The organism is Solidesulfovibrio magneticus RS-1, assembly GCF_000010665.1.
Lineage (GTDB): Bacteria > Desulfobacterota > Desulfovibrionia > Desulfovibrionales > Desulfovibrionaceae > Solidesulfovibrio > Solidesulfovibrio magneticus.
The window spans coordinates 3049375-3075006 of sequence record NC_012796.1; the positions used below are offsets into that span (position 1 = coordinate 3049375).

20 protein-coding genes are annotated in these 25632 nt (G+C 56.0%); 4 read left to right on the forward strand and 16 right to left on the reverse strand.

The window, feature by feature from the left end; genetic code table 11:
* The first annotated feature begins 139 nt into the window (after nucleotides 1–139).
* A complete protein-coding gene (locus DMR_RS13050; RefSeq protein ID WP_015861384.1) occupies nucleotides 140–2050 on the forward strand; it encodes a diguanylate cyclase in 1911 nt (636 codons plus the stop codon).
* A gap of 259 nt (nucleotides 2051–2309) precedes the next feature.
* On the opposite strand, the gene DMR_RS13055 is transcribed toward DMR_RS13050, so the two are convergent.
* The 6 genes from DMR_RS13055 to DMR_RS13080 form a co-directional block, all read right to left on the reverse strand.
* On the reverse strand, nucleotides 2310–5648 hold the full coding sequence (locus DMR_RS13055; protein WP_015861385.1) for a PAS domain S-box protein: 3339 nt from the start codon (nucleotides 5646–5648) through the stop codon (nucleotides 2310–2312).
* Nucleotides 5649–6351: 703 nt separating this feature from the next.
* Complete coding sequence (locus tag DMR_RS22450; protein WP_148208433.1) at nucleotides 6352–7299, reverse strand: HD domain-containing phosphohydrolase; 948 nt, start codon at nucleotides 7297–7299, stop codon at nucleotides 6352–6354.
* A gap of 32 nt (nucleotides 7300–7331) precedes the next feature.
* Complete coding sequence (locus DMR_RS13065; protein WP_015861387.1) at nucleotides 7332–8462, reverse strand: HD domain-containing phosphohydrolase; 1131 nt, start codon at nucleotides 8460–8462, stop codon at nucleotides 7332–7334.
* Nucleotides 8455–9675, reverse strand: coding sequence for a response regulator (locus DMR_RS13070; RefSeq protein ID WP_015861388.1), 1221 nt, complete (start codon nucleotides 9673–9675; stop codon nucleotides 8455–8457). Before DMR_RS13070 ends, DMR_RS13065 begins: the two co-directional genes overlap by 8 nt.
* A 17-nt stretch (nucleotides 9676–9692) precedes the next feature.
* On the reverse strand, nucleotides 9693–12419 hold the full coding sequence (locus DMR_RS22455; RefSeq protein WP_015861389.1) for a sensor histidine kinase: 2727 nt from the start codon (nucleotides 12417–12419) through the stop codon (nucleotides 9693–9695).
* A 3-nt stretch (nucleotides 12420–12422) separates the two neighbouring features.
* Nucleotides 12423–13328, reverse strand: coding sequence for a transporter substrate-binding domain-containing protein (locus DMR_RS13080; protein WP_015861390.1), 906 nt, complete (start codon nucleotides 13326–13328; stop codon nucleotides 12423–12425).
* A 214-nt stretch (nucleotides 13329–13542) separates the two neighbouring features.
* On the opposite strand from DMR_RS13080, the gene DMR_RS22460 reads away from it, so the two are divergent.
* A complete protein-coding gene (locus DMR_RS22460; RefSeq protein WP_015861391.1) occupies nucleotides 13543–14196 on the forward strand; it encodes a response regulator in 654 nt (217 codons plus the stop codon).
* Nucleotides 14197–14366: 170 nt separating this feature from the next.
* Here DMR_RS22460 and DMR_RS13090 read toward each other — a convergent pair whose 3' ends face one another.
* Both DMR_RS13090 and DMR_RS13095 read right to left on the reverse strand, forming a co-directional pair.
* Nucleotides 14367–14753 carry a hypothetical protein gene (locus DMR_RS13090; RefSeq protein ID WP_052278995.1) on the reverse strand — a complete coding sequence of 129 codons (387 nt, stop codon included), beginning with the start codon at nucleotides 14751–14753 and terminating at the stop codon, nucleotides 14367–14369.
* A gap of 259 nt (nucleotides 14754–15012) precedes the next feature.
* Complete coding sequence (locus DMR_RS13095) at nucleotides 15013–15492, reverse strand: hypothetical protein (protein ID WP_232502788.1); 480 nt, start codon at nucleotides 15490–15492, stop codon at nucleotides 15013–15015.
* A gap of 41 nt (nucleotides 15493–15533) precedes the next feature.
* Here DMR_RS13095 and DMR_RS13100 point away from each other — a divergent pair, with 41 nt between their 5' ends.
* Nucleotides 15534–16889, forward strand: coding sequence for a transposase (locus DMR_RS13100; protein WP_015861392.1), 1356 nt, complete (start codon nucleotides 15534–15536; stop codon nucleotides 16887–16889).
* Here the strand turns inward: DMR_RS13100 and DMR_RS13105 are convergent.
* From DMR_RS13105 to tnpA, 8 genes are all read right to left on the reverse strand, one after another.
* On the reverse strand, nucleotides 16870–17397 hold the full coding sequence (locus DMR_RS13105) for a hypothetical protein (protein WP_232502789.1): 528 nt from the start codon (nucleotides 17395–17397) through the stop codon (nucleotides 16870–16872). The two genes, DMR_RS13100 and DMR_RS13105, sit on opposite strands and share 20 nt — an antisense overlap.
* Entirely contained in the window at nucleotides 17394–17942 is a 549-nt protein-coding gene (locus tag DMR_RS13110) for a hypothetical protein (RefSeq protein WP_043600665.1), read from the reverse strand. The genes DMR_RS13105 and DMR_RS13110 overlap by 4 nt, the downstream gene beginning before the upstream one ends.
* A gap of 26 nt (nucleotides 17943–17968) precedes the next feature.
* Nucleotides 17969–19828 carry an ATP-dependent helicase gene (locus DMR_RS13115; protein ID WP_043600668.1) on the reverse strand — a complete coding sequence of 620 codons (1860 nt, stop codon included), beginning with the start codon at nucleotides 19826–19828 and terminating at the stop codon, nucleotides 17969–17971.
* A 13-nt stretch (nucleotides 19829–19841) separates the two neighbouring features.
* Nucleotides 19842–20639, reverse strand: coding sequence for a RecB family exonuclease (locus DMR_RS13120; RefSeq protein ID WP_015861395.1), 798 nt, complete (start codon nucleotides 20637–20639; stop codon nucleotides 19842–19844).
* 97 nt (nucleotides 20640–20736) lie between these two features.
* Complete coding sequence (locus DMR_RS24495; protein ID WP_148208434.1) at nucleotides 20737–21159, reverse strand: hypothetical protein; 423 nt, start codon at nucleotides 21157–21159, stop codon at nucleotides 20737–20739.
* A 41-nt stretch (nucleotides 21160–21200) separates the two neighbouring features.
* Nucleotides 21201–22715, reverse strand: a complete 1515-nt coding sequence (gene tnpC, locus DMR_RS13125) for an IS66 family transposase (RefSeq protein ID WP_232502917.1) — start codon at nucleotides 22713–22715, stop codon at nucleotides 21201–21203.
* Nucleotides 22716–22821: 106 nt separating this feature from the next.
* On the reverse strand, nucleotides 22822–23175 hold the full coding sequence (gene tnpB / locus DMR_RS13130; RefSeq protein ID WP_012750477.1) for an IS66 family insertion sequence element accessory protein TnpB: 354 nt from the start codon (nucleotides 23173–23175) through the stop codon (nucleotides 22822–22824).
* Entirely contained in the window at nucleotides 23172–23522 is a 351-nt protein-coding gene (gene tnpA / locus DMR_RS25785; RefSeq protein ID WP_012750476.1) for an IS66 family insertion sequence element accessory protein TnpA, read from the reverse strand. Before tnpA ends, tnpB begins: the two co-directional genes overlap by 4 nt.
* A gap of 406 nt (nucleotides 23523–23928) precedes the next feature.
* Between tnpA and DMR_RS13140 the strand changes: the two genes are divergently transcribed.
* Nucleotides 23929–25497: a glycosyl hydrolase family 28-related protein gene (locus DMR_RS13140; RefSeq protein ID WP_148208435.1), complete on the forward strand. Its 1569-nt coding sequence runs from the start codon at nucleotides 23929–23931 to the stop codon at nucleotides 25495–25497.
* Nucleotides 25498–25632: the final 135 nt, after the last annotated feature.

Below are 25632 nucleotides of genomic sequence, written 5' to 3' on the forward strand. Positions count from 1 at the left end.
ATATGGTGGTCGTTGAATCCGTCGACAGTCGCCTGTCCGTGTTCCAACACTGGATTCAAGACAAGATCACAAACGAATTCGACGTACTCTTGTCCGAAGTCTCGCCGCTCGCTGCCATGCCGGAAGTGATCGAGAGAGCATGCGCCAACGCGACAAGGACCACCTTGTCCGCTACATACTACCCTATACCGAACGCCTGCGCGCCACCACCGGACGCGAATCACTCTATTTCCATTTTCATCTGCCGCCGGCGGTCTCGTTTCTGCGCACCTGGGACGTGGACGCCACCGGAGCCGACCTGACGGACATACGGCCCATCGTGGTCAAAGCCAACAAGTACCGATCACCATTTCGGGGCATCGAAGTCGGACCCGGCGGCGCGGCCATGCGGGCCATCATCCCCTTAAACGACGGGTCAGGCGAGCACATCGGCACAGTAGAAGCGGCCACCTCCCTTGAAAACCTGCTGGAGACGACGGCCCAGCCTTATTTCAGAGCGATGCTTCTGCTCGACAAACGCTTTGAATCCGTGCTCGGCCAAAACCGCATCCGGGGCGTTCACGGCAAATGGATCGTCGGGCGCGGTTTCAGCCTTCCCCAGGAAAACCTAGTCCTTGAAGCACTGGACAATTCAGGAGTACCCGAACGACTAGGCAACGCCTTTTATCGATTCCTGCCCCTGGAGGACTTCGAAGGCCGTGCCATCGGAGGCATCCTGCTCGGCTACGACTCCATGGCGTTGTTCAAATCAACGGTCAGCGAGTCCCTGGTCTTTGGCCTTATCTTCCTGCTCGGGGCCATGGTGCTGTGGTTTCACATTTATTGGAACGTGGCCCGGGTGAAGCTGTTTCTCACGCATCTTGAACGCGTTCTTGGCAACACCGTCTCCGGAGACTTTAGCGGACGCTTAGACACCACGCCGGTCCATTGCCTAGACATCCTGCACTGCACCAAAACAGACTGTCCGGTCTATCACGACCCCATGCGTATCTGTTATCTGGAAACAGGGTCCGAGGCTCTTTCGGCCGTCAGCCGCAACACCTGTATCTTTTTAAGCCGCTATAAGCACTGCCGGCTCTGTCCAGTCTATGCCCGACGGCGCGGTGATGAACTGGTAGAGATGCGGCACACTGTCAACACCCTCGTGCGTCTCTGGGGCGGGTTTATGGGCCGGGTGGACCAGGTGGTCTCTGGGGTGCTGCAGACTTCGGAAGCCTCGCAAGGTCCGTCGTCACTGGGCCAAGTGAGCGCTTCCCTAGAATACATGGCCGGCCTGACCGCTTTTAGCCACGACATCCAGGGCGTTTATAACCGATGGGAGGTTTACAATATTTTAGGCGATGCCTGCCAACGCAGCCTGGGACTGGGGCAGTTCGCCATCCTGGAGTTCGCCGCCGACGGGCTTGCGACCAACGTCGCTGCCAACTGCTTCGCCGCCACCGACGCGCTATGTTCGGAGATGTTCGCCAGCCCTGAACTGTGCCGGGCCAAGCGCCTGGGCAAACCAGTCTTTTCCGAACCGACCCCGGCCCTATGCCCCTTTTTCCATGTCGATCCAACTACCCATGTCCGATGCTGTCTGCCCATGGTCATGGGCGGCGCTGTGGGCGGCGTAATGACCTTTGTGACCGAGGCCGCAGCCTTTGCGAGCAAACGGTTGGCATTGTCCATCGTGCAGAAATACCTGACAGAATGTGCCCCGGTTCTGACTTCGCTCAATCTGTTGGAAATAACCCGGGAACAATCCCTGCGCGATCCGCTGACCGGCCTGCACAATCGCCGTTTTCTCGACAGCTACGTGCATCAGTACGAAGAAATCTCACGGCGCACGGAAAAACGCGTCGGGTTTCTCATGGTTGATGTGGATTATTTCAAGCAGGTCAATGATAAATACGGACATCTGGCTGGAGACGCGGTCCTTAAGGAACTCTCCGCCCTTGACAGTTGTCGTTGTTTCCAGCCCGTCGAAATCGACCTCATGCCGTCTACCCTTAGTGGTCCGGAAATTGCATGCATACGACATCTTGATCCCAGCACACGCCACGAGTAGACGACACTTCGGCAGTCGCCGCTGTTCCGCATCGAAGTTCTAAATAGCCCAACACCATGCTCATCAATCTAATTGCGCTATCATATCCCATGCAAATAGCAAAAAAAACAATTGAAACCGGCAAACAAAATAGAACTAAGACATACTTCTTCGGACGTTTTGATTGCTTTGCAATGTTTCCGATGTGGACCTGCTTTTAATCTGCGAAATGACCAGTTGCCCGTCACGCTGCTCCAGAGGCGGGATTGTACCACGAGGCTTATGAACATTGCTCCGCCTCGGTCGCTTGATCAACAGAAAGAGACATGGGCAGGCGCACTGTAACTGTTGTTCCGGCAGCCTCGGACGTCTCCATAGCGATGTTCCCACCCATAGCGCGAACCATCATAGCGGCGCTATATGTCCCCAGTCCTGTGCCACCAACCTTGCCGGCAGTGGCGTATTTCTCGAAAAATCGGTCCCGGAGTTCAGGCGGCACGGCCGCGGCATTTGAGATGGTGACGGACAATACGCTGCCACCCTCAATCGAGATATCCAAACCGACCGTATCATCCGGCCCCGAAGCCTCAACGGCGTTGCGTAAGAGATTTAGCAGCACTATGTCGAGCAAAAGCGGATCAGTTCGAAACCCAGCGAGAGACTGCCCGCTCAGGATGGTATGATCTCGAATGGAGAATCGTTCAGGGGCGAGGTCCATGCTCAAGCCAATAATCTCAATAGCGTTGCCAATCAGCAAGATAGGATCGCAAGCCTGTGGCTTGATTTGATAGGTGCCCGACTCAATTTTATGCATTTCTAGGGAACTGTTAATCTGGGTTAGCATCCTACGGCCGGCAGCCGCCATCAGGCTAAGAAGCCGCCGCTGATCCGGTGTCAGATTGTCTTCTTCCATGAGGATGAACGGAATTGTAATGGCGGCGTTGAGGGGAGACTTTAGATCATGCCGCACGATGCGTTCGACATCTTCCTTGATCCTCTCCAGGCGGCGCATCTCGGAGATGTCGTGGATGGTGGAGATGACCAGTTTGTTTCCGCGAATTCTGATTTCACCCGCGTAGACCTCGACGTCCCTAATATCGCCGTCAGCCCGCCGATGGCGAAAAAAGAAATGTATTTGTTCTCCTGACGGCACCTTTGCTAGTTCGGCCAGTACTTCATCCTTGGGCAGCACGTTCAAATCATAAATCCGCATTGCGGTGAGCTGCTCACGGTTGTACCCGTAGAAAACTTCTGCCGCCGGGTTGGCCGCGAATATAGTGCCGTCAGTCGGATCGATGATGAGCTTGATGGCGTCCAAGGCGGTGAAGAAAGCCCGGTAGCGCTCCTCACTTTCCTGTACGGCCTCCTCGAAGGCCTTGCGTTCAGTTATGTCTTGATGGGAGCCAAACATGGTCAGCGGATTTCCCTGGGAATCCTTGGAGAAAACCCGGCCCCGGTCATGCACCCAGACCCAGCTACCATCCTTGCGCCTCATTCGGCACTCGCAATCGTAGTAGGGTGACTCGCCTGAAAAATGTTTGCGAAGCTTCTCGCCGGAGCGTTTCAAGTCGTCAGGGTGGGCCAGAGACGCCCAGGTGTCGATGCTGACCGGAGCCAATTCCTCCAGGGTATATCCCACAATTTCGGCCCATCGCTTGTTGAAGACGGTCTCACCGGTTTGGATGTTCCACTCCCAGGTTCCCAGGTTGGTGCCCTCCAGGACGTAGGCCAGACGCATGCGTTCATTTCGCAAGGCTTCTTCGGCCGTTTTGAGCTTTGTGATATCGGTGGAGAAGCCTTCGTAGCGAATGATGACGTTGTTATTGTCTCTGACCGCCCGCATGGACAGGGCTACCCATATGAACGCCCCATCCTTGCGGCGGCGTCGGACCTCCATGCGGTCGATATTCCCGTACTCAAGAGTCTTGTGGATGTTTTCTCGCTCTCCGGGATCCACATAGAGCTGTGCCCCGATGTCCGTGATGCTCTCTATGAGGTCTTGGGCGGAATCATACCCATACATTGTCGCCAGCCGCTGGTTAGTGGCAATGAAGCGGCCGCCTGGAGTGGACTGGAAGACGCCGATTGGCGCGTTTTCTATGAGTTCTCGGTAGCGTTTTTCCAAGTTGCGGATAACTTCTTCGGCCTGCCTACGGGCGGTGATATCCCTGGCCGAGGCGTACAGAAGAAAGCGACCGTCCAGTTCCATGCCCCTGGCGGTGATCTCCACCTCAAGGAGCGTTCCGTCCTTGCGCCTGTACTTGGTTTCGAAGGTTCGGCCCGAACGGACGAGGGCGCGGATGGTGGGGACCAGTTCCTCTTTAGGAAACCCGGCGTCCCAGTCGGCAACGCAAAGGCCAGCAGCCTCCTCAGCGGAGTAACCCAACATCGCCGCGAACGAAGGGCTGAAGAAGATCAGGCGGCCGTCTTCGTCCAATATGTGGATGCCGTCGGTTGCGTTCTCCAACAGGGCCGCGAAGCGGGAGGACTCGGCCCTGAGACGGGTTTCTGCTATGTCTCGGGCCTTGTGGTTCTCGACCAGGGCCTGGACCATGGCGTTAAAGTCGTGTCTCAGCGTCTGAAGCTCACGACATCCCGGCACGCTCTGGATGGGAAGCGGGTCTCTCCCCCCGGCGACTTCAGAGACGGCCCGCGATAGCCTCACAACACCCGAAATCACGATCAGATCGGACAAGAAGCCGTTGATGACCAGGGCGACAGTGGTAACCCCCAGGATAGCGAGCAGGATACGGCCGAAGATCGGCCAGGATCGGCTGCCCCAATCAGGCGTAGGGATCCCTACAAGAACACCTAGATAGCCCTGACGGTCGCCCTGGGGCCAGAGTTTGACAAAGGCGTAAGTTAGCGCTGTACCTGTTTGATCCTTGGAAGTGAAGGTTCCGGATTCACTATTGTTGGCCGCAATCACGTCCCATACGGCTATTTTGGGGCCGACTGATGAAATGTCTCGTTGAGGATAGCGCAACAGCCTAGTTCCCTGATCGTTAAAGAGAACGAGCCGACCTCCTTCAGGGATGGTCAGGCTGCTATAATACTTATCCAATTCTGTTAACTTGAGCCCCAGGAGCAGAACACCTGACATCCGGCCCCCGGCATCCTTGACCGGCAAACCGAAGGGCAGCACCGGCAGGCCGGTGGTGCGACTGACGATGGGTTGCCCCACGTTGAACCGATCCTCGCGAAGAGCGACTTGGAATTGCTCGAGATCGTTCAAATCGATTGAGGTGTCGGAGGAGGAGGATGACGCCCACAGGTGTCCGTCCGGACCGGCCAGAGTCAGATAGGCATATTGAGAGTTGGCGGCAATAATCCGCTGGAACAATTTATGGACGTTGTCCGGCTCCTGGAAAGCGAGGCTTGGGGTCGCGGCCAGGGTCTCCAAAAGTGTCCGGGCGTGACGGAGGTCATTGTCGTATTTAAGGGCGAAAAGCCGGGCTAGCCCCATTGACCGGTCGAAGACCTCTTGCCTTCCAGCCTGAAGCTGTTCCTGGCCCAAGTAGACCGTCAGAACCAGGAGGGGAGCCGTCACGCACAGAGCAGCCGCTGACATGAGAAAACGCAAAGAACGTCCCGCAATAAAGGCCTTCAACTTTCGCACAAATGCTCCTCCCCCCTTTTATTAGGAGGACGTGAGAGGATGCACTCATCTGATACTGCGCCTGCCTGCCACCTACAGTATCTACACACGCATTCCTATATAAAACGAGAATTTGTGACTACAAGAGGACTTGGCCCTTCTCCTGAACGTTGCCGACAGCTTCAAGTTCGACCCAACGAACAATTAGTACGCACATTTAAGTGGACAAAGCTATCTCTGTTCCAACCCGAGTGACTAAGGCTCCTGCCAACACAGTAATCATCTTCTAACCAACCAAAATATTATACAAATAGCTCCGTCGCCATGGCGCAATTGTCGTCACCCAACAGGTGGAGCTGTCCATGTCCCGGTCCAAATTCAAAAGTTCCCGTCGCATCGATGCCGTTGAAGTCACATCCGATTGCCTGACTGGGCGAGCTAATTGGTTAGTTATATGTTACGCCTGCCCCAAACAAAACAGCTCCCTGCAAACAGCATCCTTTGACTCACATACAAACATAAAAATGTTGCTCCATCCCTCGCACTCGCGATAGACTTCCAAAAAAAATCGTAGGAATGTATAAATATGGCCTTTGCAGAACTTAAATCGATCAATTCAGGCCTAATAAATATGCAAACAGTCTCTAAAGTATTTCAGCTTTACCATCCATCAGAACACTACGGATTCACTCTGGAGGGCGTGAGTTGGCACGGACAGTCTCGATCAATTTGGACGGTAGATAGTTTGCAGTGTTTCCACGACACTGATTAATGCGTCAACAACAATCGAATCAAAAGCAGTACCCCGGCCGTCTGTTATAATCGCTAACGCTTCGGCATGTGATAAGGCGTTTCGATAGACACGTTTATTGACCATGGCATCATATACGTCAGCAACAGATACAATACGGGCGCTTAGTGGAATTGTCGCACAATGGATACCGTGCGGATAGCCTGTTCCGTCCGGCCGTTCATGATGTCCCAAGGCAATTTCCCTTGCCATTGTCAAAAGCGGCGTGGAAGAATTTCTGAGCATTTCTCCACCAATCTGTGCGTGCTCTTTCATAATAGTATATTCTTCGCCTGTCAGCCGTCCTGGTTTGAGCAAGACGGCGTCAGGGATGCCGATCTTACCGATGTCGTGAAGCGGAGCAGCTTTTCGCAATAGAGCCGCGCCATCCTCGTTCCAGCCTAAAGATTGAGCAAGCAAGGCGCTGACACGGCCTACACGTTCCACATGCATGCTTGTTTCGAGATTACGAAAGTTGAGCGCCGCCAGCAGGTTTCGGCTAAAGTCCTCATCTGTACATCGGGAGTGGGCAGCATAATTGACAGCCTCCTGGATTGCCGCTGCTAACCGGTCAGCGCGACAGGGCTTCATAAGGAATTTATAGACATGGCCTTGATTGACTACGTCAGCCAGCCTCTCCATATCCGCATGGCCGGTCAGCGCGATGCGAGTCGACAATGGTGCGAGCATTTTAGCGTTGCTAAGAAATTCCACACCGTCCATAACCGGCATCATTATGTCCGAAACAATAACATCGAATCGTAGGCCCATCCTCAATAGGCCCAAGGCTTCCATGGAACTCTGGGCGATTGTTACCTCAAATTGTTTACGAAAAATTGACTGAAACGTCTCTAATACCGATAGTTCGTCATCGACAAACAAGATTCTCGGCAAGCAAGGTGTTGTTTTCTTTTTCACAATAAACCTGAACCGTGGCTGTCGTCCAAAGGGATAAGCACGCAGATCGGCTCATGAATGCTAAAGCTCTTGGATACTTCTTGCAAGCGCAGGATGCTAGCATCGTTTAGTTCAGTGCCACTTGACAATAAAATGATGTTGCCAACCGCCGTTACATGCTGGGCGAGGACCATACCTTTTTTAAAGTGTCGCACTGTAATACATCTTCTGACATACTCGTCGCTCGTGCAAGCAGCTTTCTCCATGGCGTCAAGAATATCTGGATCGTAGGCTCCTTTACGCTCACGAAGGACGAAAAGTATCTCGTTTGGAGCGCTGCCCCTACTTTCCAGAGCGTCATAATCAAGGGCCAGCCGAAGCACACGCGCCCCCTGAGGAATTGTATGAGAATAATCATCTTGCTGTGCGGCGATAATCTCAGCAACACCGCCTAGTCTTGGAATATGTTGAATAAGCATAGCTCCCAGCCTGGGGTGCTCTCTATAAAGGAAAGATTCTTGAGCAGTGAGTTTTTTTCCGGTTTCAACTTTTTCCAGTATTTGCTGGGGCAAGCCCATGCAACCTATATGGGATAGCATTGCGGCTAATTCAAGTTCCAACGTGGATTTCATAGTCATGACCTTGGACAATCTGCCCACGAGTGCCTTGATCCTTTGCGATTTGCCGAAAGCCATAGGATTAGCCAAACCCAACGCCTCAGTAAGCAGCTTAATCGTTCCACGAAGGGTGCCGTGCAGAAGTTCACGCTCCGCCGTGATAAGCTGGTACTGCCGAACCCCTGCTTCTAGGGCGGCGAGAAGGTCTGGCATCGGACAGGGTTTGGTGAGAAAACGAAACACTTGCCCCTGGTTGACAGCCTTAATGGAGGCATCCATACCGGCATGTCCGGTAAGCATAATGCGCGTCGTATTCGGCGAAATCTCCCGGGCACGGGAAAGGAAAGCCACACCATCCATGCCTGGCATTTTGAGATCGGACACCACGGTTGCAAATGGCCCCTCGGTTTCGAGGGCCTGCAGGCCTGCTTCTGGGCCTTGTGACGTGGTCACGGCAAAGTACTTGCGCAGGTTGTTCCGGAACGCGTCCAAAATATGGCGTTCATCGTCCACAAAAAGCACTTTATCCATCACTGCAGCCTCCTGTATCCAAGACCTTGGAACAACAGCAGCGCCACAGAGCCAATCGCTCCTGGCTACGAATCGTTTCGACACCCGGGAAACAAAGAGGCCAATGGGTATGTTCCTTACTTAAAAGCACCAGTTCGTGATCTAGCCCGTCAGCAACATAAACGGCTGACCCTGAGCAACACGGCTCAACTATCTGCTTTTCAGGCGTGTGGTGCCAACAGATAGCCCCCATAACCCCATAGCTAAACCCCCAAAGACCTAACAGATAAGCACCAACTTGGGCATGGCTTGCATTAAATACATTCTGTTCCGCAACATGAACGGACACAGCGTCGGCCTGAACCTTAGCGAGGACATCTCGGTATTGACTAGGCATATTCGCCGCAAGGATGAGTTTGCCAACGTCGTGCAGCATACCGGCGATAAATGCATTGTCCTGCTCGTCACGACACAGGCCTTCCGCTTCGGCTATCAGCTTAGCAAAACAGCCGACCCGCAGGCTGTGCTCCCAGAGCTTTTTAACGGAAAAGGATGGCATGGAAGCTGCTTCAAGTACTGTGAACAGATGACTTGAGAGCACCAGCACGCGCAACGTCTGTCCGCCAATGAGGTTGACCGCATGCTGGACGCTTGAGATTCGTGTCGGCAAGCCGAAGAAGGCCGAGTTGACCAGACGCAGGATGGAAGCTGACATGGCCACGTCCTTGGCGACAATGTCGCCCAACTGCTTAAGTGTGGAATGCTCCTCCTCCAACGCGGACACCAGTTGCCTGTAGACATCAGGCAGGCTGGGCAAGGCGTCCAAGCTGGAGACAAGTGTTTTGATCTGTTGATTTTCGAGCACATCACGTAGACTTAAAGCTTTTTCCACTGCCTCAATCAAGTCTACAGGCCGGCATGGCTTGCTGAGGTACTGATGAGCCAACTTGACGGTCTTTAGCACACTTTCCTCTTCGCTATATCCAGAAAGAATAATGCGCACGCTCTTCGGATAGCGCAACTGCACCTCCCGCAGTAGCTGCGCCCCGTCCATCCCAGGCATGCGCATATCGCTGACGATCACGTCATGGGGTTGTTGCTCTAGCAGTTCAAGAGCAACCCTTGCTCCCAGGGCGAAGGACACCTCCCACTTAGCGCGCATGCAACGCAAGCTCAAGCGCAGACTGTCCAGGATGTTTTGCTCATCATCTACAAAAAGGATTTTTGGTTTCATGGCTGTTACCCGCGAGATTATCCGGCAAGAGGCAGGCGTATAATGAATGTGGTCCCCTGGCCCGGCTCAGATTCGAATGTGATGGAACCATTGTGCTTGTTCACAACAATGTCGTAGGCGATTGCCAACCCCTGCCCTGTACCTTTGCCTACTTCCTTGGTGGTGAAGAACAGATTAAAAACCTTATCCCCCACTTCCTTTGGAATGCCAGTTCCAGTGTCCTGGATACGAATTTCGGCGAACTCATTGTCCTTTCTAGTGCTGATGGCGATGCGCCCAAGACCGTTGCTCTCGCGAACGACATCGCTGATTGCGTGAGCCGCATTGACGATAATGTTGAGTAAGACCTGATTCATATCACCGACCAAGCACATGACGGTCGACAATTCGGGATCGAAGTCGGTAGTGGCCTCGGCAACGTACTTCCATTCATTCCGTGAGATCACAAGTGTGTTCTCGATGGCGTTTCGAATGTCCATAGCTTTTTTTTCATTGCCTGAATTATAGGAAAAGCGCTTCATGGCCAACACAATGGTGCTGATGCGTTCAATACCCTCGTAGATGCGTTCGATGGTCTTGGGGATTTCCTCCCCGAGAAAAGGTGCGTCGATCTCTTCCAGCAGGGAGGAGAGGGATGCCGCTATTGCTTGGCCACAGGGTGAGGGCAGGCGGCTCAACTCATTGGCTTGCGTCACCAAACGGTTCAAATCTTCGTAGGCGTCCTTGAGGAACGTCACCGAATCGCCGACGTACTGAGTAGGTGTGTTAATTTCGTGGGCGATGCCGGCGGCCAACTGGCCTATGGCCTCCAATTTTGCTGCTTGGGAGAGCTGGGCCTCCAGAGCGCGAACTTCGGTGATATCCTCGCCAAGAAGAAGATAACCCGACATGTCGGATTCTTTGGCACAAAGACGAGTCACACTGACCACCAGAAATCCATCAGAACCATCTGGTCGTTCATACCAGACGTTAGAGAGCTTCACGGTCTGACCGGTCTCGCGACAAGTCGCCAAACCGTTGGCCACTTCATTCCAGTCCCAGGCTAAGGGTAGCTGGGCGAACCGTCGGCCGACCACCTCGCCAAGCGACATGCCAAAGGACAGATGTGCAGCATTGCCCCAGTGCGTAACCTGCCCGTCGGCGTCCAAGACGATGAGAATGGCCGAAATGGAGTCCAGGATCAGCTTGATTGCCTGATGGGCCTTAAGGCGTTCTGCGATCTCTTCCTGAAGAAGAGCGTTCGCCAAGGCTAGTTCCTCAGTTCTGAGTCTGATGCCCGCCTCCATGCGGTCATTGGCTTGGCGAAGTTCTTCCTCAATGTGTTTTTTTTCCGTGATGTCAAAACCAAGGCCGATGAGTCCGCCCAGGCCGCCGTCCGAATGGCGCAGGGCCAGCTTGCGGGTAATAAGCCGCACCTCCCGGCCATGGTCCAGAATGGTTTCCTCGACTTCGTAGAAATCCTTGTCACCCGAAAGTAGAAGCTGGTCATCCCGCATATAGCCCTGGGCTAGGTGTTCCGGGAACAATTCATCATCGCGTTTGCCAACTATTGCCTCCAGGGGAAACCCCACTGCGGCGCAAAAAGAGGAGTTGGCCGTCACGTAAACGCCTGCAGAGTCCTTGTAAAAAGCGTAGCCTGGCAACGCATTGAATAAAGTGGAGAATTCATCCATGCGCTTGCGCAAGGCGCTTTCCGAGCTTTTCTGTTCCTCGACCCGAGCATTGAGAACCATTCTTTGAGCATTTGTCCGGCCAAAGAGGGCAAGACCGGCAAGCAGAACGAGGCTGAGAGTTCCGATCAATACTAACAATGGCCAAGTGGCAGTGCCGACTAAGGCCTTTTCAGGTATCATGCTGAGTACCGTGAACGGTGTGCCACCGACCCGCGCCGCCGTTCCCAGCAGTGGGCCGGCCCCGATCCCATCCTTTGCGCCTGGAACCTGAGAACTGGAGATTTGGCTCACCGAGCCGACGAGGCCCTGCATGGTCGAGGCCAGGGACTCGAACGCCGCCCCGGGGCAGGCCAGGGACTTGCCGTCGAAAGCCAGGCAATACTCCCGCTGCTTGCCGCCGACCTGATCCCGCACCAGGGCAGAAAACAACGTTTCCAGGGACATTCGGGCACTGACGCTGCCTTCCCTTTTGCCATGGAAGATCACGGGGTGCGTGATGACAAGCCCGACATTACCCGACTCTTCGTCGACAATCTTCCAAAGCAGTCCGTCGTTGTCGGCCTCCATACCAGAAGGGGCCAGGGCGTTGTGGTTCGCTGCGGCAGCCATTCCGCCTTGTTCCAAACGAACGACATTTGTGCCCGTTTCGTCCCGCAAGGTGATGCATTCGAAGATGGGTTTTTGCGCCAGCACCTTTTCGCCGAGATACTTCCGGAAACTGGTCTCTATTTCCTGAATGCTGGCCAGGAGGCCGTACCGTGGGGACATACCCAGGGCAACGTTCTCAAAATAACTCTCAACCGGGCGGCTCCCAGCCAAATTTTGCATATCGCTGCGGCGCTCCTGAAAGAAATACTCCAGGTTCGCTGCCAAGTTGGCCGTATCCCAACGAAACTGCTCCAGGGCCAGCGACTCGTGCTGCGCACTGGCAGCATGGGTCCTCCAAAGTAAGGCAGACATGGCTCCTAGAAAAAGCACTGCAAAGATGGTCAACAAGACCCAGCCCTGAGTTGCTGACCTTTCGCCGCCCCATCGCAGGCGAGGTCGAAATGGATTTGTCAGGCGCTTCATGATCTAATTTGCGAAATACGCCGGATAATAACGATTGAGCATTGGGTAGTACCTGTTGACTAGTTCCGCAAGCCGGCCCGAGCGCTTGAAATCTGCGAAAAACGTGTTGAACTGCGCCAACAGTTCGGGCTGGTCCTTGGCGAATCCCACGGCCATTTCCTGTTCTGAGCTTAGCGGACCTATGATTTTGATCTTTCCCGGATACTTCTGCAGGGCGACCATGGCGTCGGGTACGTCGAGCAAGGTGGCCTCGGCATCTCCTATAATCACGGCCGGAGCGAGATCGTTGAGGGATCCGGGGAACTCGCTGCCCTTGGCCCCGGCGGCGTCCAGGTTGAACAATCGTGGATCAAGGCAGGTGCCGGCCTTGTGCAGCACGGACAGTCCGTTTAATTTCTCGCGGGTCAGGGTGATGTCCTTGTTCGTGTCCCCCGTGGGAACGATAGGAGTGAGCGAGGAGTCAGCGCGCACCACAAGCCAGACCTGTGTTGGGAAGGTCGGGCTGGAGAAGTTCAGGAGGGCCTTGCGCCAGCCGAGAATCGTCAAACCCGTGGCCAGCACATCACCTGTAACTGGCGTTTCTCCGGTTACCGCAACCCCGCTTCCTTCAATGGTAAAGTTTTTGCCGGTAAGGCTTTGGATAGCATTCACCCAATCTGTGGCAATGAACTCGTAGTCAACGCCCAGGTGTTTGGCGAAAGCCTGCATAATTTCAACGTCCAAACCCTGGTCCTTGCTGATGATGAATCCCGCGTAGGGCACTCCCAAGTGGCGCAATGTCCCGGCGGCGCGAATGTCAGCCAAGTCCCGAGCCAAGACGCCTTTGGTCGCTATGATGACAACCGAAAGCATGCATACAAAAGCGAACAGGAACAATGGCCACAATTTGACGGAATTTCGCGGCGTCATGATAATTCCTCCATTCGGGCTGTCGGTGGACTTTGCTTAGTGGACACCATATACATGACAGGTGCTTTGCGAAAGGGGAGAAACTGCGGCATTAATACGGATAGAATACGGAGAACGGCTAGGCAGGTTTGCAATCGTTTTTAGCGGGCGTGCCCTCCGCCGGTCCAATCACGTTCGGCTGTGCGTTCGGGGTGTAACCGGGAGTAATCGTTGCATGACGGAAAAAATCCTCCTCGTTGATGATGAACGGAATGTCCTGGACGCTCTAAAGACAGCGCTGCGCCGGGAATTTGACCTCTACACCGCACAAGGAGGTGCGGAGGGGCTGAAATCTATGGGACGAAACGGGCCATTTGCCGTGGTTGTTTCCGACTACAAAATGCCAGGCATGAACGGCGTTGAATTCCTGGAGCATCTCCGAAAGCTGGCCCCTGACTGCGTACGAATCATACTGACGGGCCATGGCGATCTGGAGTCCGCCATCGCGGCCGTTAACCAAAGTGAGGTCTTCCGTTTTTTAACCAAACCATGCCCTACGCAAGTGCTCTGCAAAGCCTTAAGAGACGGATTGACAAAATACCGACGAGACGTGCTTGGGGTCAAAGCCGCCGATGCACTCCTGAGAGTACTCAGCGGCAGCGAGGCAGAAGCGTTAGCGGCCGAGCCTGTTTTGGGTGATGCGCGCCTAACTCAGCGCGAAAGGTCAATCGCGGCCAGAATTCGCAGGGGCAATTCGACGAAGGAGATCGCTGAAGCCTTGGACCTTTCTCCGCGAACGGTCGAAACCTACCGTGACAACATTCGCAAGAAGCTCGGCATCGCCAACAAGAAGATCAATTTGAAAAGTTACTTATCGTCGGCATTTTGATTCGGACGCGGATGCAACCACGTGCGTTATGTCAGTCTCATAAGTAATCAACTCCTTCAAAAAGTCGACTTTGCTCTTTAGCTGGGGGACACCCGGTTCTTCATTTTCATCAAGCCAATGCCTTATATCCACGACAAAATACCCTGACATACCGAATACTCCACTGTTGGCTAATACTTCTTCGCCCGACCCTGGTACTTTCCTTCACTGTCGTATATCTTATACTCGTCACCATCCCGACTTTCTTTTACACGCCCCTCATAATGCCCTTTTGAATCATAGATCTTATCGTCTTTTATGCGTCCCTGGTAGTATCCCTTGCTATCGTAAATCTTGACTGTCTCACCGTCTCGACTTTCCTTCAGGCGTCCTTCATGCTGACCACGAGCATCATACATCTTCCCGTTATTTACTCGGCCTTGGTATCGGCCTCTCTCATCATAAATCTTGTAGTTATCTTTGTCGCCATTGCCGCGAGCCCATGCTGCTTCACCATACAGGGCACAAAGCAAGACGACAAAAAGCGCCACAAACCTCAGCAACCATTTGATATGCATAGAAATCCTAAAAACTTGCACCACCCCACGTTAAGCACCACATCTCGTCACCTTCTGCACAACAATCTACAAGCATCCCGTGGGGTAAAATGCCCAAAAAATGGCCAAGATGCTGCGTAGGGTGGTAAATCAAAAAATCAAACCCTGCACTTTTTCGCACCAACCCTCAAAAATCAGGCCTCAAGTGGTAAACAAGCCCTTCTCTGCCCCACCCTATCATCAAGCCCCACTCCCTTTTCAGAATGGGGCTCTTCCTATCTCAGTTGACCATCCCCAGGATCATCCCGCCGACACGCTGCAGCCGATAGCCACTCTCTGCCGTCAGCCGAGGATACTGGGCCGCCTTGGTGTAGGCGTTAATCACATGGAACATGGTCTCGCCCTGCTCCTGCGGCCATGCCCATTCAACAGCTTCAACCTCGGGCTTTCCCAATTGAAACTGCCGGTTAAATGACTTCATGGTCGCAATCGGCTCCTTCACTTCCGACTCCAGGGAAAACTGGAGCCTTTGCTTCTCATCCAACAGCTTGGCACCGACATCGCCAATGGCCGTGGGGAACTCATCCAGAATCCGCGTCGAAATGTGGCGATACGAAGCCTCGACCTCTGTCTTCGAAATGAGCCCATTGGTGCACACCAGCCGCAACAGGAACGCCGAAATGGATAACGCCGCCAATCCGATCTCGGAATTGCCAATGGAAATCCCGGGCCTTACCAGCGTGTTGAAAAACTCCGCCAAGTGACCGAGAATCCAGCCATCGCGGTTCCGGAGGTGATCTGATGGGGCTTGGCCGTCAGGGTGATCAGCAGGGGACGATGTATCTGGCCTGGGATGAGATTCCTCGGTCTCGTGGGCACGCTTTTTACGATCGTCTCCAGCAGACTCTCCGGAAAGCCGCCTTCGATGGTTTCGCCGAGAAGCTGTGCAAGCCCTTCTATTCCGACAAGGGGCGTCCCTCCATTCCGCCTGGCCGGTATTTTCGGATGCACCTCGTGGGGTATTTCGAGGGCATCGACAGCGAGCGCGGCATTGAGTGGCGCTGCGCCGATTCGCTTTCCCTCCGGGATTTTCTCCAGCTTTCGCCCAAGGAGTCTGTGCCGGATCATTCCTCGCTCAGTCGGACACGGTCCCGTCTGCCGCTGGCGACCCACCAAGAGGTTTTCACCTGGGTTCTCAAGCTGCTCAGCAAGGATGGCTTGGTCCTTGGAGGCCGCATTGGCGTGGACGCTTCGACCATGGAGGCCAACGCGGCGCTCAAAACCATCGTGCGCCGGGACACGGGTGAGAGCTACCGCAAGATGCTCCTGCGCATGGCTAAGGAGAGCGGCATCGACTCTCCGACGGATGAGGATCTGGCTCGCATGGACCGCAAGCGCGTCGGCAAGACGCTTTCGAACAAGGACTGGCAGTCGCAGGTCGATCCCGAGGCGAAGATCGCCAAGATGAAGGATGGCCGAACGCATCTGGCGTACAAGCCGGAGCACGCGGTGGACCTGGACACCGGCGCGGTCGTGGCGGTCGAGGTGCATGAAGCGGACAAGGGGGACACTTCGACTCTGCAAAAGACGCTGAAAGCCGCTCAAGAAAGTTTGCGACGGGTCACTTCCACACCGCCATGCCCGGACGATCCTGCGGAACTGGTCGCGGACAAGGGCTATTTCTCCCGGGATGTCCTCAAAGACCTGGACGGAGGGCCATGGCGGACGAGAATCGCCGAACCCAAGCGCAACGGCCTGAACTCCTGGCGTGGCGATCATGAGGCGCGGCGCGCCGTGTACAACAACCGAATCCGGATATCGTCGATGGTCGGGAAGGCCATGGGAAAACAGCGGACGGAACTGGTCGAAAGAAGCTTCGAGCATACGCTGGACCGGTCTGGCGGTATGCGCCGGGTCTGGCTCCGGGGACGGGAGAACATCCAGAAACGGTATCTGCTCCATGTGGCCGGTTTCAATCTCGGCCTGCTGATGCGGGTCAAGACCGGCCATGGCACCCCCAGGGGCTGGGCCAGTGCCTGGCTTGCGCTCATTTGGCCCAATCAGCATCCCTCAATGGCCTATTTGGCCATCGTCATGGTGGTCGAAGGACGATGCTGTGGAATCATGCCCATCGCCGTCATCTGCGGGGGAGAATAGCCGGAAACAGCTTTTTGCAACGGCCTGTTACGCGATCGTTTCCATTAACAGCAAATTCCTGCCCTTGGTCAAGGATGGAGAGCGACATGAACTCGTGATCCAAGTGGCATTGCACCTCAAGCTCCTCGCCAAAGCCCATCTCGGCAAGCTTGTGCAAAACCGTCACGTTATCCACAGGCACGTAGCGAGGGGTAAACACAGCCCGGACATCATCACCGTCGAAGCGAAGATACAGATCCTCATTGCGTTCCCTGGCCAACCAATGGTTCAGGTTCTGCGCTTGCAACTCCGGCGGGCACTTCTTCAGATATTGCAGCGGCACACCTAACCGATACGACAACGAGCGCTGGGCCATGTGCCGCAACTCATGCACCTCCGTGCCGATTCGAATCGATTCCAAGCCATTGAATTCGATATGACGCACCGGCACAATCTGGTCATGGCAGTTTACGGACATCTGTTCCACCTTCTCCATCACCTTCCCCAGGGTCGTCAGCTTGCCTTTCACGACCGCACCTCCTGACCGCTCGACGGCACGACACCATGCCCATGAACCTCCACCACTGGTTCACAGGGAATCGCCACGGCCGCCGACGCTTCGATGTTGAAAATGGCCACGGCCACCGGCATCGAAATGGTCGGGTACAGGGACTCGACTTCCCGAATCACCAACTCCTTTGTCGAACCAAACGGGCTCTTGGCGCTGCGTTCACCGGTCAGCAGTAACAAACCGACATCGATTTTCCCCAGGTCATACCCGAGCTGCAGTCGAACGAACCCTTCGAGGATGTACTCATAGGCGTGAAAGTTGGCCTCAATGGCGATGCGCTGGAGACAGCCCTTGTACTGATATCGGCGGCCTTCGATGATGGGCAGGTTTCCATTGTCACGCCAGCCGCAATCTTCCAAACTGCTCTTGAGCCGACGTCCTTTGTACGGCGACTCAGGAAGCCAATCATCGACGTACCCAAGGGTATCCTTGACGATATTGGTCATCCCCTTTTCCTCGATGACCATCTTGGAATCTCTGAAATGGAGCAATTCATAAGACATAGAAGCCTCCATCATGGGCTTGGAACTTATTTTTGTGAGCCATGGGCAGCCAGGTCGCCGGTCATCTCATCAATGAAGATGGATCTTTTGGCGGGCTGTCCCAGGTAGTTGTGCGAGTAGGTCACGTAGAGCCGGTCCATGGCGCGGGATAAGGCGACGAAGCAGATCCTTCTCTCCTCTTCCAAATCGCCGCGCTTGGTGGGCATGATGCCTTCGACCAACCCGACCACGAACACCACGGGAAATTCGAGTCCCTTGGCTTTGTGGATGGTCATCAGCTTCACGCCACTGGGGTCGCGGCTACAGGTTTCGTCTTCAACCGTCGCCACATAGGTCAGGAACTCACTGATGGACGCGTACCGGGCCGCCGACTGCAGCAGCTGGTTCAGGTTGAGCACGGCCTGGTTGTCAGGAGAGGGAATATCCTTGTCAGTGACGAACCGGTCGTAATCCAGGCGCTGGCGCAGCTTCGCCAACACCTCGGCCGGCCCCATCTCCCCTTCATTCTGAATGAATGATTCCATAAGTCGTACGAACTCATGGACATTTCTCCTGATGTAGGGGCTGTCGAAGTCCATGGTGCGAAGGGCTTGATACAGGCTACAGGCAGATTCATTGGCAACCCCAGCCACCTGCTCCATGAACTTCTTTCCCAGGTATCTGTTGGGGGCATTGATGATCCGTTGCAAAGCTTCATCTCCGGCCACCGAATCGGGATCTTCAATGAAACGAAGATAATCGAGCAGGATTCTAACCTCACGGCGCTCGTAGAAGCTCATGCCGTTGTCGATGTAGAAGGGAATGTCAGCTCGCACAAAGACGTTTTGCAATATCTCCGACTGGAAGTTAGCGCGGTAAAGCACCGCCATATCGCTATACGCTGTGCCATCAGACACACTCAGGTGCTTGATCTCATTGGCCACCAGACACGCTTCCTCTTCCTCGTTGAAGGTGTCGATGACAAACAGGTCATGGTTGCCGCCGGGCTTGTGCGCGATAAGCTCCTTGGGAATCTTTCGCTGGTTATGATCAATGAGCTTCTGACACGCAGCCAGGATCGCCGGGGTGGAGCGGTAATTGACGTTGAGCACGATCTCCTGAGCCGAGGGGAATATCTGCTTGAACCGAAGGATGTTCCCAATGCTGGCTCCGTTGAACGCGTAGATGCTCTGCCAATCGTCGCCGCAAGCCCAAAACGAGCCCCGGCCACTCTCCGCAATCAGCGCCTGGAGCACGGCCAACTGCGCCGGATTGGTATCCTGGTACTCGTCAACGAGGATGTGGGGATACACGTCATGGTATTTTTCAGCGCCGCCCTCATGGGCCAGAAACCGATACGCCTGAAGGAGCAGGTCATCGAAATCGTAGAGATACCGGATGGTCTTTTGCTCCTCATATTCCTTGAACACCATGGCCGTCTTCTGCTTCGATTGGTCCTCACCGTACAAATCAATGAACTCTTCAGGGCTGATGCAATTGCTCTTGGCCAAGCTGATATCTTGCAACACCCCGCCAATGGCCAAGTCTTTGACCCCCAATGAGCGCATGATCGTCGCCACCATGGTCATCTGTTCGGAGCCTGAGACGATATTGAAGTATCGGCCTTCGGATTTGAGCAGCCGCAAACAAAACGAATGGATGGTATACAAGTTGACACGACTGGCTTCACCGTGGAGAACAAGTTCCAAACGTTCTCGCATCTGCTCGGCAGCCTGACGGGTGTAGGTCAGCCCCAGAATGTTCTCCGGGGCGACGCCGTGATCATTGACAAGCCGGCCAATTCGTTCCGTCATCGTCTTGGTCTTGCCGGAACCAGGAACAGCGACAACCAGGGCTATCCCCGTATGAAACTGCGCCGCCTCCAACTGTTTGGCGTTAAGGGACATGATCCCTCCTTGTTCAATTTGCGAACCAATCCCGACAGCACTGCTGATACGAACAGCCTTTGCATTTCCAGGACGTGTCATTGGGGATGAACACCCCCTGCATGATGCCCCGGTAGACAGCCTGAATCTTCTTCATGGCTCGAAGCTCATCTTCCTCCGTGCGGACTGTGTAATACTGCTCGAATTTGGGCTTCTTAGTTTTGACGAGACAATCAAATCGCAGCATGATCTCCCGGTCAGCATACCCGTTGGCCTTGGCAGCCATGCCGTAGATGGTCAGCTGCAGGCTCTTGTCGATGTCATCGGAGGAGTAGGAGCGACTGGAGGTCTTGTGGTCGACGATGACGATATTGCCGCCGGCATCTTCCTCGACCATGTCCATGACGCCGACGATGGGAATCGGCACTCCTTCGATCTGAAATGAGAACGCCTTTTCCAGCCCGATGACCTTGAGCCCGGTTTCGGGAAACTGGGTGACATAGGTAGCGAGCAGGGATTTCCCTTCAAGCAGCGTCGAATCGAAATCCTTGCCCTCCTTGAATTGGATCTTGCCGGCCTGCTGCTCAAAAGCTTCCGTGTAGCATTTCTCGAAAGCAGCGGTCACATCCATGACGGAAAGTCTGGTCCCAATAGACCGCTCATGGTGGTAGAGTTCGATGATCTTGTGAATGGTTGTACCGAATATAAGCGCTTCGGCAATAGCCTCAGGCTCGCGCTTGTCGATCTTGGCAAACTTGAACTGCAGGCCGCAGTCGAGGTAGCTGTTGATCGACGATGCTGACAGATGCCCAATTTCAATCGGGTTCTCCATAGGAAATACTCCAGGCAGGAACCGCTCAAAGGACGCACCAATCCCTTCAAGCGGTTCCCGCTCACTGAATAATGATCGTTGTGTACGAGGGAGTCGGCTAGGCCGATTGCTGCAACTGGCGGATGAACGCGGCAGCGTCTGAGGGAGTCAGGTAGTCAAGGGCTACGCCAAAGGCTTCGAGCGCCATGCCGTCGAGATCGGCTTCAACGATGCCACGGCGTCTGGACAGGCTGGCAATGGCGCGCTTCTGGGCTTCGCTCATGCGAACAGCGGCATGATTCTCTACCTGGTTCCCGTTACCCGAAGGCCGAGGCGCGGAACCAACCTGAGGCTTGGCCTTGGCATCTCGTTCGTTGGGTCGCTGGAGAGGAGTCACCGGCTTCGGCTCTTCCTGTGCCGCGATCGGCTGACGATTGGTCGCTTCATGGACATGCCCACGAGATTGCCCGCCTGACGCGTCGGAGACTTCATCACGGGCTTTGCGCTGCGGCGAAGGCTTGCGGCCAACGTAAGCGCTCAATAAGGCGCGTCTTGTTAGGGCGAGCAGGAAGCAGGATAAGCTCAGGCAGGTATGATGAGGCTTTGAGGATCGCTGTACTGGGGCAGGAGGGCCTTGCGTTGGGCGTCAGTGGTTGCCGCCGGCAAGTGCTCGAAGAGGTGGCGCAGGTAGCGGTATGGCTCCAGCCCGTTGGCCTTGGCCGTTTCGATGAGGGAGTAGATGGTGGCCGAGGCGTCGGCTCCGCGCGGATGGCCTGAGAACAGCCAGTTTTTGCGGCCCACGGCAAAGGGGCGGATGGCGTTTTCGGCCAGGTTGTTGTCCGGACGCAGTCGGCCGTCTTCCAGGTAGACGACCAACCGCTCCCACTGTTTGATAGCATAGCCAATGGCCTTGCCGAGCAGACTCTTGGGCGGGGTGGTGGCGGCGCGTGCATCGAGCAGCGCCTTAAGCTTGTCCAGGATCGGCCTGGATTTTTCGGCTCGCAGGACCTTGATCTGCTCCGGATTGAGCTGTTGCCTTTCGGCTTGGTGCTCCACGCCGTAGAGTTTGCCGATCAGATCGAGGACGGCATGGGCCGTGCCGCCTTTGGCCTTCTTGCCAGCGGACTTCTCGACCTCGACGAACTTGCGCCGGACATGGGCCAAACAGCCGAGATGGCGCAGGCCTTCCCGTTCGCCCAGGGCCTCATAGCCGCTGTAGCCGTCGGTCTGCAGATAGCCTTTGAAATCGCCAAGAATTTCCGCAGCCACGCTGCCGGCCCGGGTCGGATGATAGCGAAACAGGACGACCGGTTTTCCCGGTGTTCCGCCCCGGGCGACCCACATAAATGATTTCGTGGTGTTGGCCCGGCCTGGTTCGGCAAGCACCTGGACCGTGGTTTCGTCCATGTTGACGATGGGGCCGGAACGAATTTCAGCGATGATCATGTCGATGAGCGGATCGCAGGACTTGGCTACGCGGATCATCCAGCCAGCCAGGGTTCCCCGGGAGATGTCCAGCCCCAGGCGAGCGAACTGATCCTCCTGGCGGTACAGGGGCAGCGCGTCGGCATACTTGGCCACGGCGACATGGGCCAAAAGGCCCTGAGTCACGATGCCCTGGGGGATGATTTGGGGTGGCATGGGCGCGGTTTTCACCGTCGGCCCATCGTCCTCCACACCTTCGCAGGTACGGCAGGCGTATTTTGGCCGGATGTGGCGGATGACCTGGATTTTGGCCGGCACGATGTCGAGCTTTTCGCTGACTTCCTCACCGATGCGGACCAGCTCAGCGCCGCAGGGGCAGGTCTTCTCCGATTCCGGCAGGTCGTGGATGATCTCCACCCGGGGCAGATCCGCAGGGATGGGGCGACGGCCGCGTTTGCGGCGGGTGCTCGCCGGGGCGCAGGCCTCCTCGAAGGTCTGCGGTTTGTGCTCCTCCGCAGTCTGCTCGGCCTCGTCGAACAGGGAGAGCTGCTGCTCCTGGCCGGTACGGGGCTTTTTCTCGGACTTCGGGCCGTAAATGATCAGGTTCAGGAGCTGAAGGCGCTGCTCAAGTTGGACGATGTGCTCTTGCTGGTCAGCCTGACTGGCAGCCATGTTGACAATGAGAGCTTTCAGTGCGGCAGGGTCGTCAGGGAGGGAATTGATGTCCACGGCCCGAACAATCTCTCATTATTATTCAATTTAATCAAGGCAATACTGTCTAAAAGAGCGTCGAATACTCCAGACGGGAGTGTCCCGTCACGGCCAGGGGATCGAGACCATCAAGCAGCCAGGCCAGTTGCCGGGAGTCAATGGCAAGCACCTCCGCCTCGCGGGTTGGCCAGCGAAACACATGCCGCTCCAGACGCTTGTGCCACAGACAAAAGCCGTTGCGATCCCAGTAGAGCAGCTTGATGATCGTCCGGCTGCGGTTGCAAAAGCCGAAAAGGTGACCGGCAAACGGATCGAGTTGCAGCTGCCGTGAAACCAGGATGGACAGCCCGTCGATGGACTTGCGCATGTCTGTGGCTCCCAGAGCCAAATAAACCCGGACGCCGCTTACCGGCGACATCATAGCCGTGTCAGCGTGCGGACAAGCTTTTCCAGCACCGGCGCGGCGAAGTTGCCTCTGATCTCGATGCGAAAGGCGTTGCCCACGTGCACTAGGATCGGTGCCGGCACGGTTGCCATGTCCGCCTGGGCCGACGCCGGCAGAGGCACGGGAACGAGGGTGACGCAGGACGCGCCCTCCTTGCCAGTCGCTGCCTCCAAACGCTTCCGCCAATAGCCCATGGAACTTTGGGAAAGACCCTGCCGCCGGCAGTAAGCCCCCTGGCTCAGGCCGCTACGATGCCAAGCCTCAATATGTTCAGACCAGTACGCCGCCTTCTCGAAACTGAGCTCTGCTGATGACGCTGCCATGGTCGCCCTCCTGTGGGATAAACCATGACAGAAAACTCAAGCGGCGTAAGAAGGGGTTGATTGACCGGTTACCGACAAACGTATCTGGCTTGTCATAGACAACAGATCAACCCCATGAATTTTCGTAAAAAGCTCTCTCGTATTGCTTAAGGGACGCGACACCAACCCTTTCCTCCGCCCTTTTGCCCAGGTCCCCGGGACTGCGTCCTGCCTGCAACGCCCGGTAGTCCCCACTTTCTGGATTTCCCAACAGCCCATTCCATGCTTCGTGGAAAAACTTTGCTTTTTTCCACAGAGCCCACCGATAGGAATCATGGAATGCCGTCGCCTTGCGCCAACCCTGTTGACTTTTTTCACACAGGCACGACATCTGCAAAGTTCTGGCAAACCCCAAACAGGATGTCCCATGCCGTATCCGATCCTGTCACCATCGTGCCGTGCGCTTGCCCTGTGCCTGCTTGTCCTGGCGGCCTGGCCGACCGCCCCCCTCGTCGCCGCTGAAAACGCCGTAGCCCATGCCGATCCCTACGCCGCCTGGAACAAGGCCGGCCTGCGCACCCCGCCGCCGACGCCGGTGCAAACCGTTTCCGTGCGCGACTACGGCGCAATGGGCGACGGCCGGCACGACGACAGCGCCGCCTTCGAGAGCGCCGTGGCCGCCGTGGCCAAGCCCGGCGTGGTCGCCATACCGGCCGGAACCTACCGCCTCGCCCGCACGCTCAAACTCGCAAGCGGCGTGGTCCTTCGCGGCGAGGGGGCCAAGGCCTCCTTGCTGGTCTTCAACATGGGCGGGACAGCCGATGCGCTTATTGACTTCACCACCTACAACTCCCGCAGTTGGTCCAGCCTGACCCAGGACGCGCCGCTCGGCGCGTCGAGCATGACCCTGTCCAGCGCCTCGAGCATCGTCGTGGGCGACGTCATGGAGATCGAGCAGCAAAACGACCCGGCCAAGATGTATACCGACCCGGAGTGGAACCAGGACTGGGCGCAAAGCGTTGTGGGCCAGTTCGCGGTCGTTACGGCGATATCGGGCCAGACCGTGTCCCTGGACAGGCCGCTTCGCGCCGCTTACGCCACGAACCTGTCCGCCCGGGCCAGGGTCTACCGTATGGGAAAAAACGTCGGCATCGAAGACCTGTCCATCCGCCGCGAAGACCCGGGCAGCGCCGGCGGCGACACCATCCACTTCAAGTACGCCTTTAACTGTTGGGTGCGCCGGGTGGAAAGCCTCGACACCGTCAGCGCCCATATCTACGCCGAATCTTCGGCCGCCATCGAGGTGCGCGACTCCACCTTCAAGCGCTCCCACGACTACGGCGACGGCGGGCGCGGCTACGGCGTAAGCCTGGGCCGCCACGTGTCCGACTGCCTGGTTGAAAACAACGTTTTGAGCACCCTGCGCCACGCCATGGTGGTGAGCCAAGGGGCCAACGGCAATGTTTTCGGCTACAACGCCTCAAGCGGTCGCAAGTGCGAGTCCGACGCCTGGACGCCCTGCGACATCTCAGTGCATGGGCACTATCCCTTCCGCAATCTCTTCGAGGGCAATCTCGTCGAGGAGATCGACGCCACCGACTACTGGGGTCCGGCCGGGCCGGGCAACGTGTTCCTGCGCAACGTGGTCAGCCAGGAAGGCATCGAAATCATGGACGCTTCCCACGGCCAAATGGTACTTGGCAACCTGCTCCTGTCCGGCGGTCCGCTGCGGGTGGAGCAGGGCATCACCGACGTCGTGCTCACTGCCAACACCATCCTGCCGGCAACCAGCGCCGACGGCGGCTGCGACATCACCACCGTGCCGGATAGTCTTTACCTTGCCGCCAAGCCGTCCTTTTTCGCCTCCGCCTCCTGGCCCCTGCTGGCCGACGACCAGACCGCCAACCCAGCCTCCATGCGCGCCGCCGGCGGCGCTTTGTCGCCAGTTAAACCCAATCCGGGCCTCGTTTACGCCATCAATCTGCTGTTGCAGTGATCCCCCAGCCATCCGGCGCTCCATTCCTGTTCCCAAGCAGGGCTTTTACGCCCCGGGCCGACAAACGCCATGCCGCGCCATACGGGGCCACCTTCGCCCACACCTCCCAAACGCCGCTATTTCAGACCTGCTCGG

What these genes read in the sequence shown, in the direction of transcription:
- DMR_RS13050 (WP_015861384.1), top strand. Translation starts at nt 140, where the DNA reads ATGCGCCAACGCGACAAGGACCACCTTGTCCGCTACATACTACCCTAT.
- DMR_RS13065 (WP_015861387.1), bottom strand. Translation starts at nt 8,462, where the DNA reads ATGGATAAAGTGCTTTTTGTGGACGATGAACGCCATATTTTGGACGCG.
- DMR_RS13070 (WP_015861388.1), bottom strand. Translation starts at nt 9,675, where the DNA reads ATGAAACCAAAAATCCTTTTTGTAGATGATGAGCAAAACATCCTGGAC.
- DMR_RS22455 (WP_015861389.1), bottom strand. Translation starts at nt 12,419, where the DNA reads ATGAAGCGCCTGACAAATCCATTTCGACCTCGCCTGCGATGGGGCGGC.
- DMR_RS13080 (WP_015861390.1), bottom strand. Translation starts at nt 13,328, where the DNA reads ATGACGCCGCGAAATTCCGTCAAATTGTGGCCATTGTTCCTGTTCGCT.
- DMR_RS22460 (WP_015861391.1), top strand. Translation starts at nt 13,543, where the DNA reads ATGACGGAAAAAATCCTCCTCGTTGATGATGAACGGAATGTCCTGGAC.
- DMR_RS13090 (WP_052278995.1), bottom strand. Translation starts at nt 14,753, where the DNA reads ATGCATATCAAATGGTTGCTGAGGTTTGTGGCGCTTTTTGTCGTCTTG.
- DMR_RS13100 (WP_015861392.1), top strand. Translation starts at nt 15,534, where the DNA reads ATGGGGCTTGGCCGTCAGGGTGATCAGCAGGGGACGATGTATCTGGCC.
- DMR_RS13110 (WP_043600665.1), bottom strand. Translation starts at nt 17,942, where the DNA reads ATGTCTTATGAATTGCTCCATTTCAGAGATTCCAAGATGGTCATCGAG.
- DMR_RS13115 (WP_043600668.1), bottom strand. Translation starts at nt 19,828, where the DNA reads ATGTCCCTTAACGCCAAACAGTTGGAGGCGGCGCAGTTTCATACGGGG.
- DMR_RS13120 (WP_015861395.1), bottom strand. Translation starts at nt 20,639, where the DNA reads ATGGAGAACCCGATTGAAATTGGGCATCTGTCAGCATCGTCGATCAAC.
- tnpC (WP_232502917.1), bottom strand. Translation starts at nt 22,715, where the DNA reads ATGGCTGCCAGTCAGGCTGACCAGCAAGAGCACATCGTCCAACTTGAG.
- tnpB (WP_012750477.1), bottom strand. Translation starts at nt 23,175, where the DNA reads ATGATGTCGCCGGTAAGCGGCGTCCGGGTTTATTTGGCTCTGGGAGCC.
- tnpA (WP_012750476.1), bottom strand. Translation starts at nt 23,522, where the DNA reads ATGGCAGCGTCATCAGCAGAGCTCAGTTTCGAGAAGGCGGCGTACTGG.
- DMR_RS13140 (WP_148208435.1), top strand. Translation starts at nt 23,929, where the DNA reads ATGCCGTATCCGATCCTGTCACCATCGTGCCGTGCGCTTGCCCTGTGC.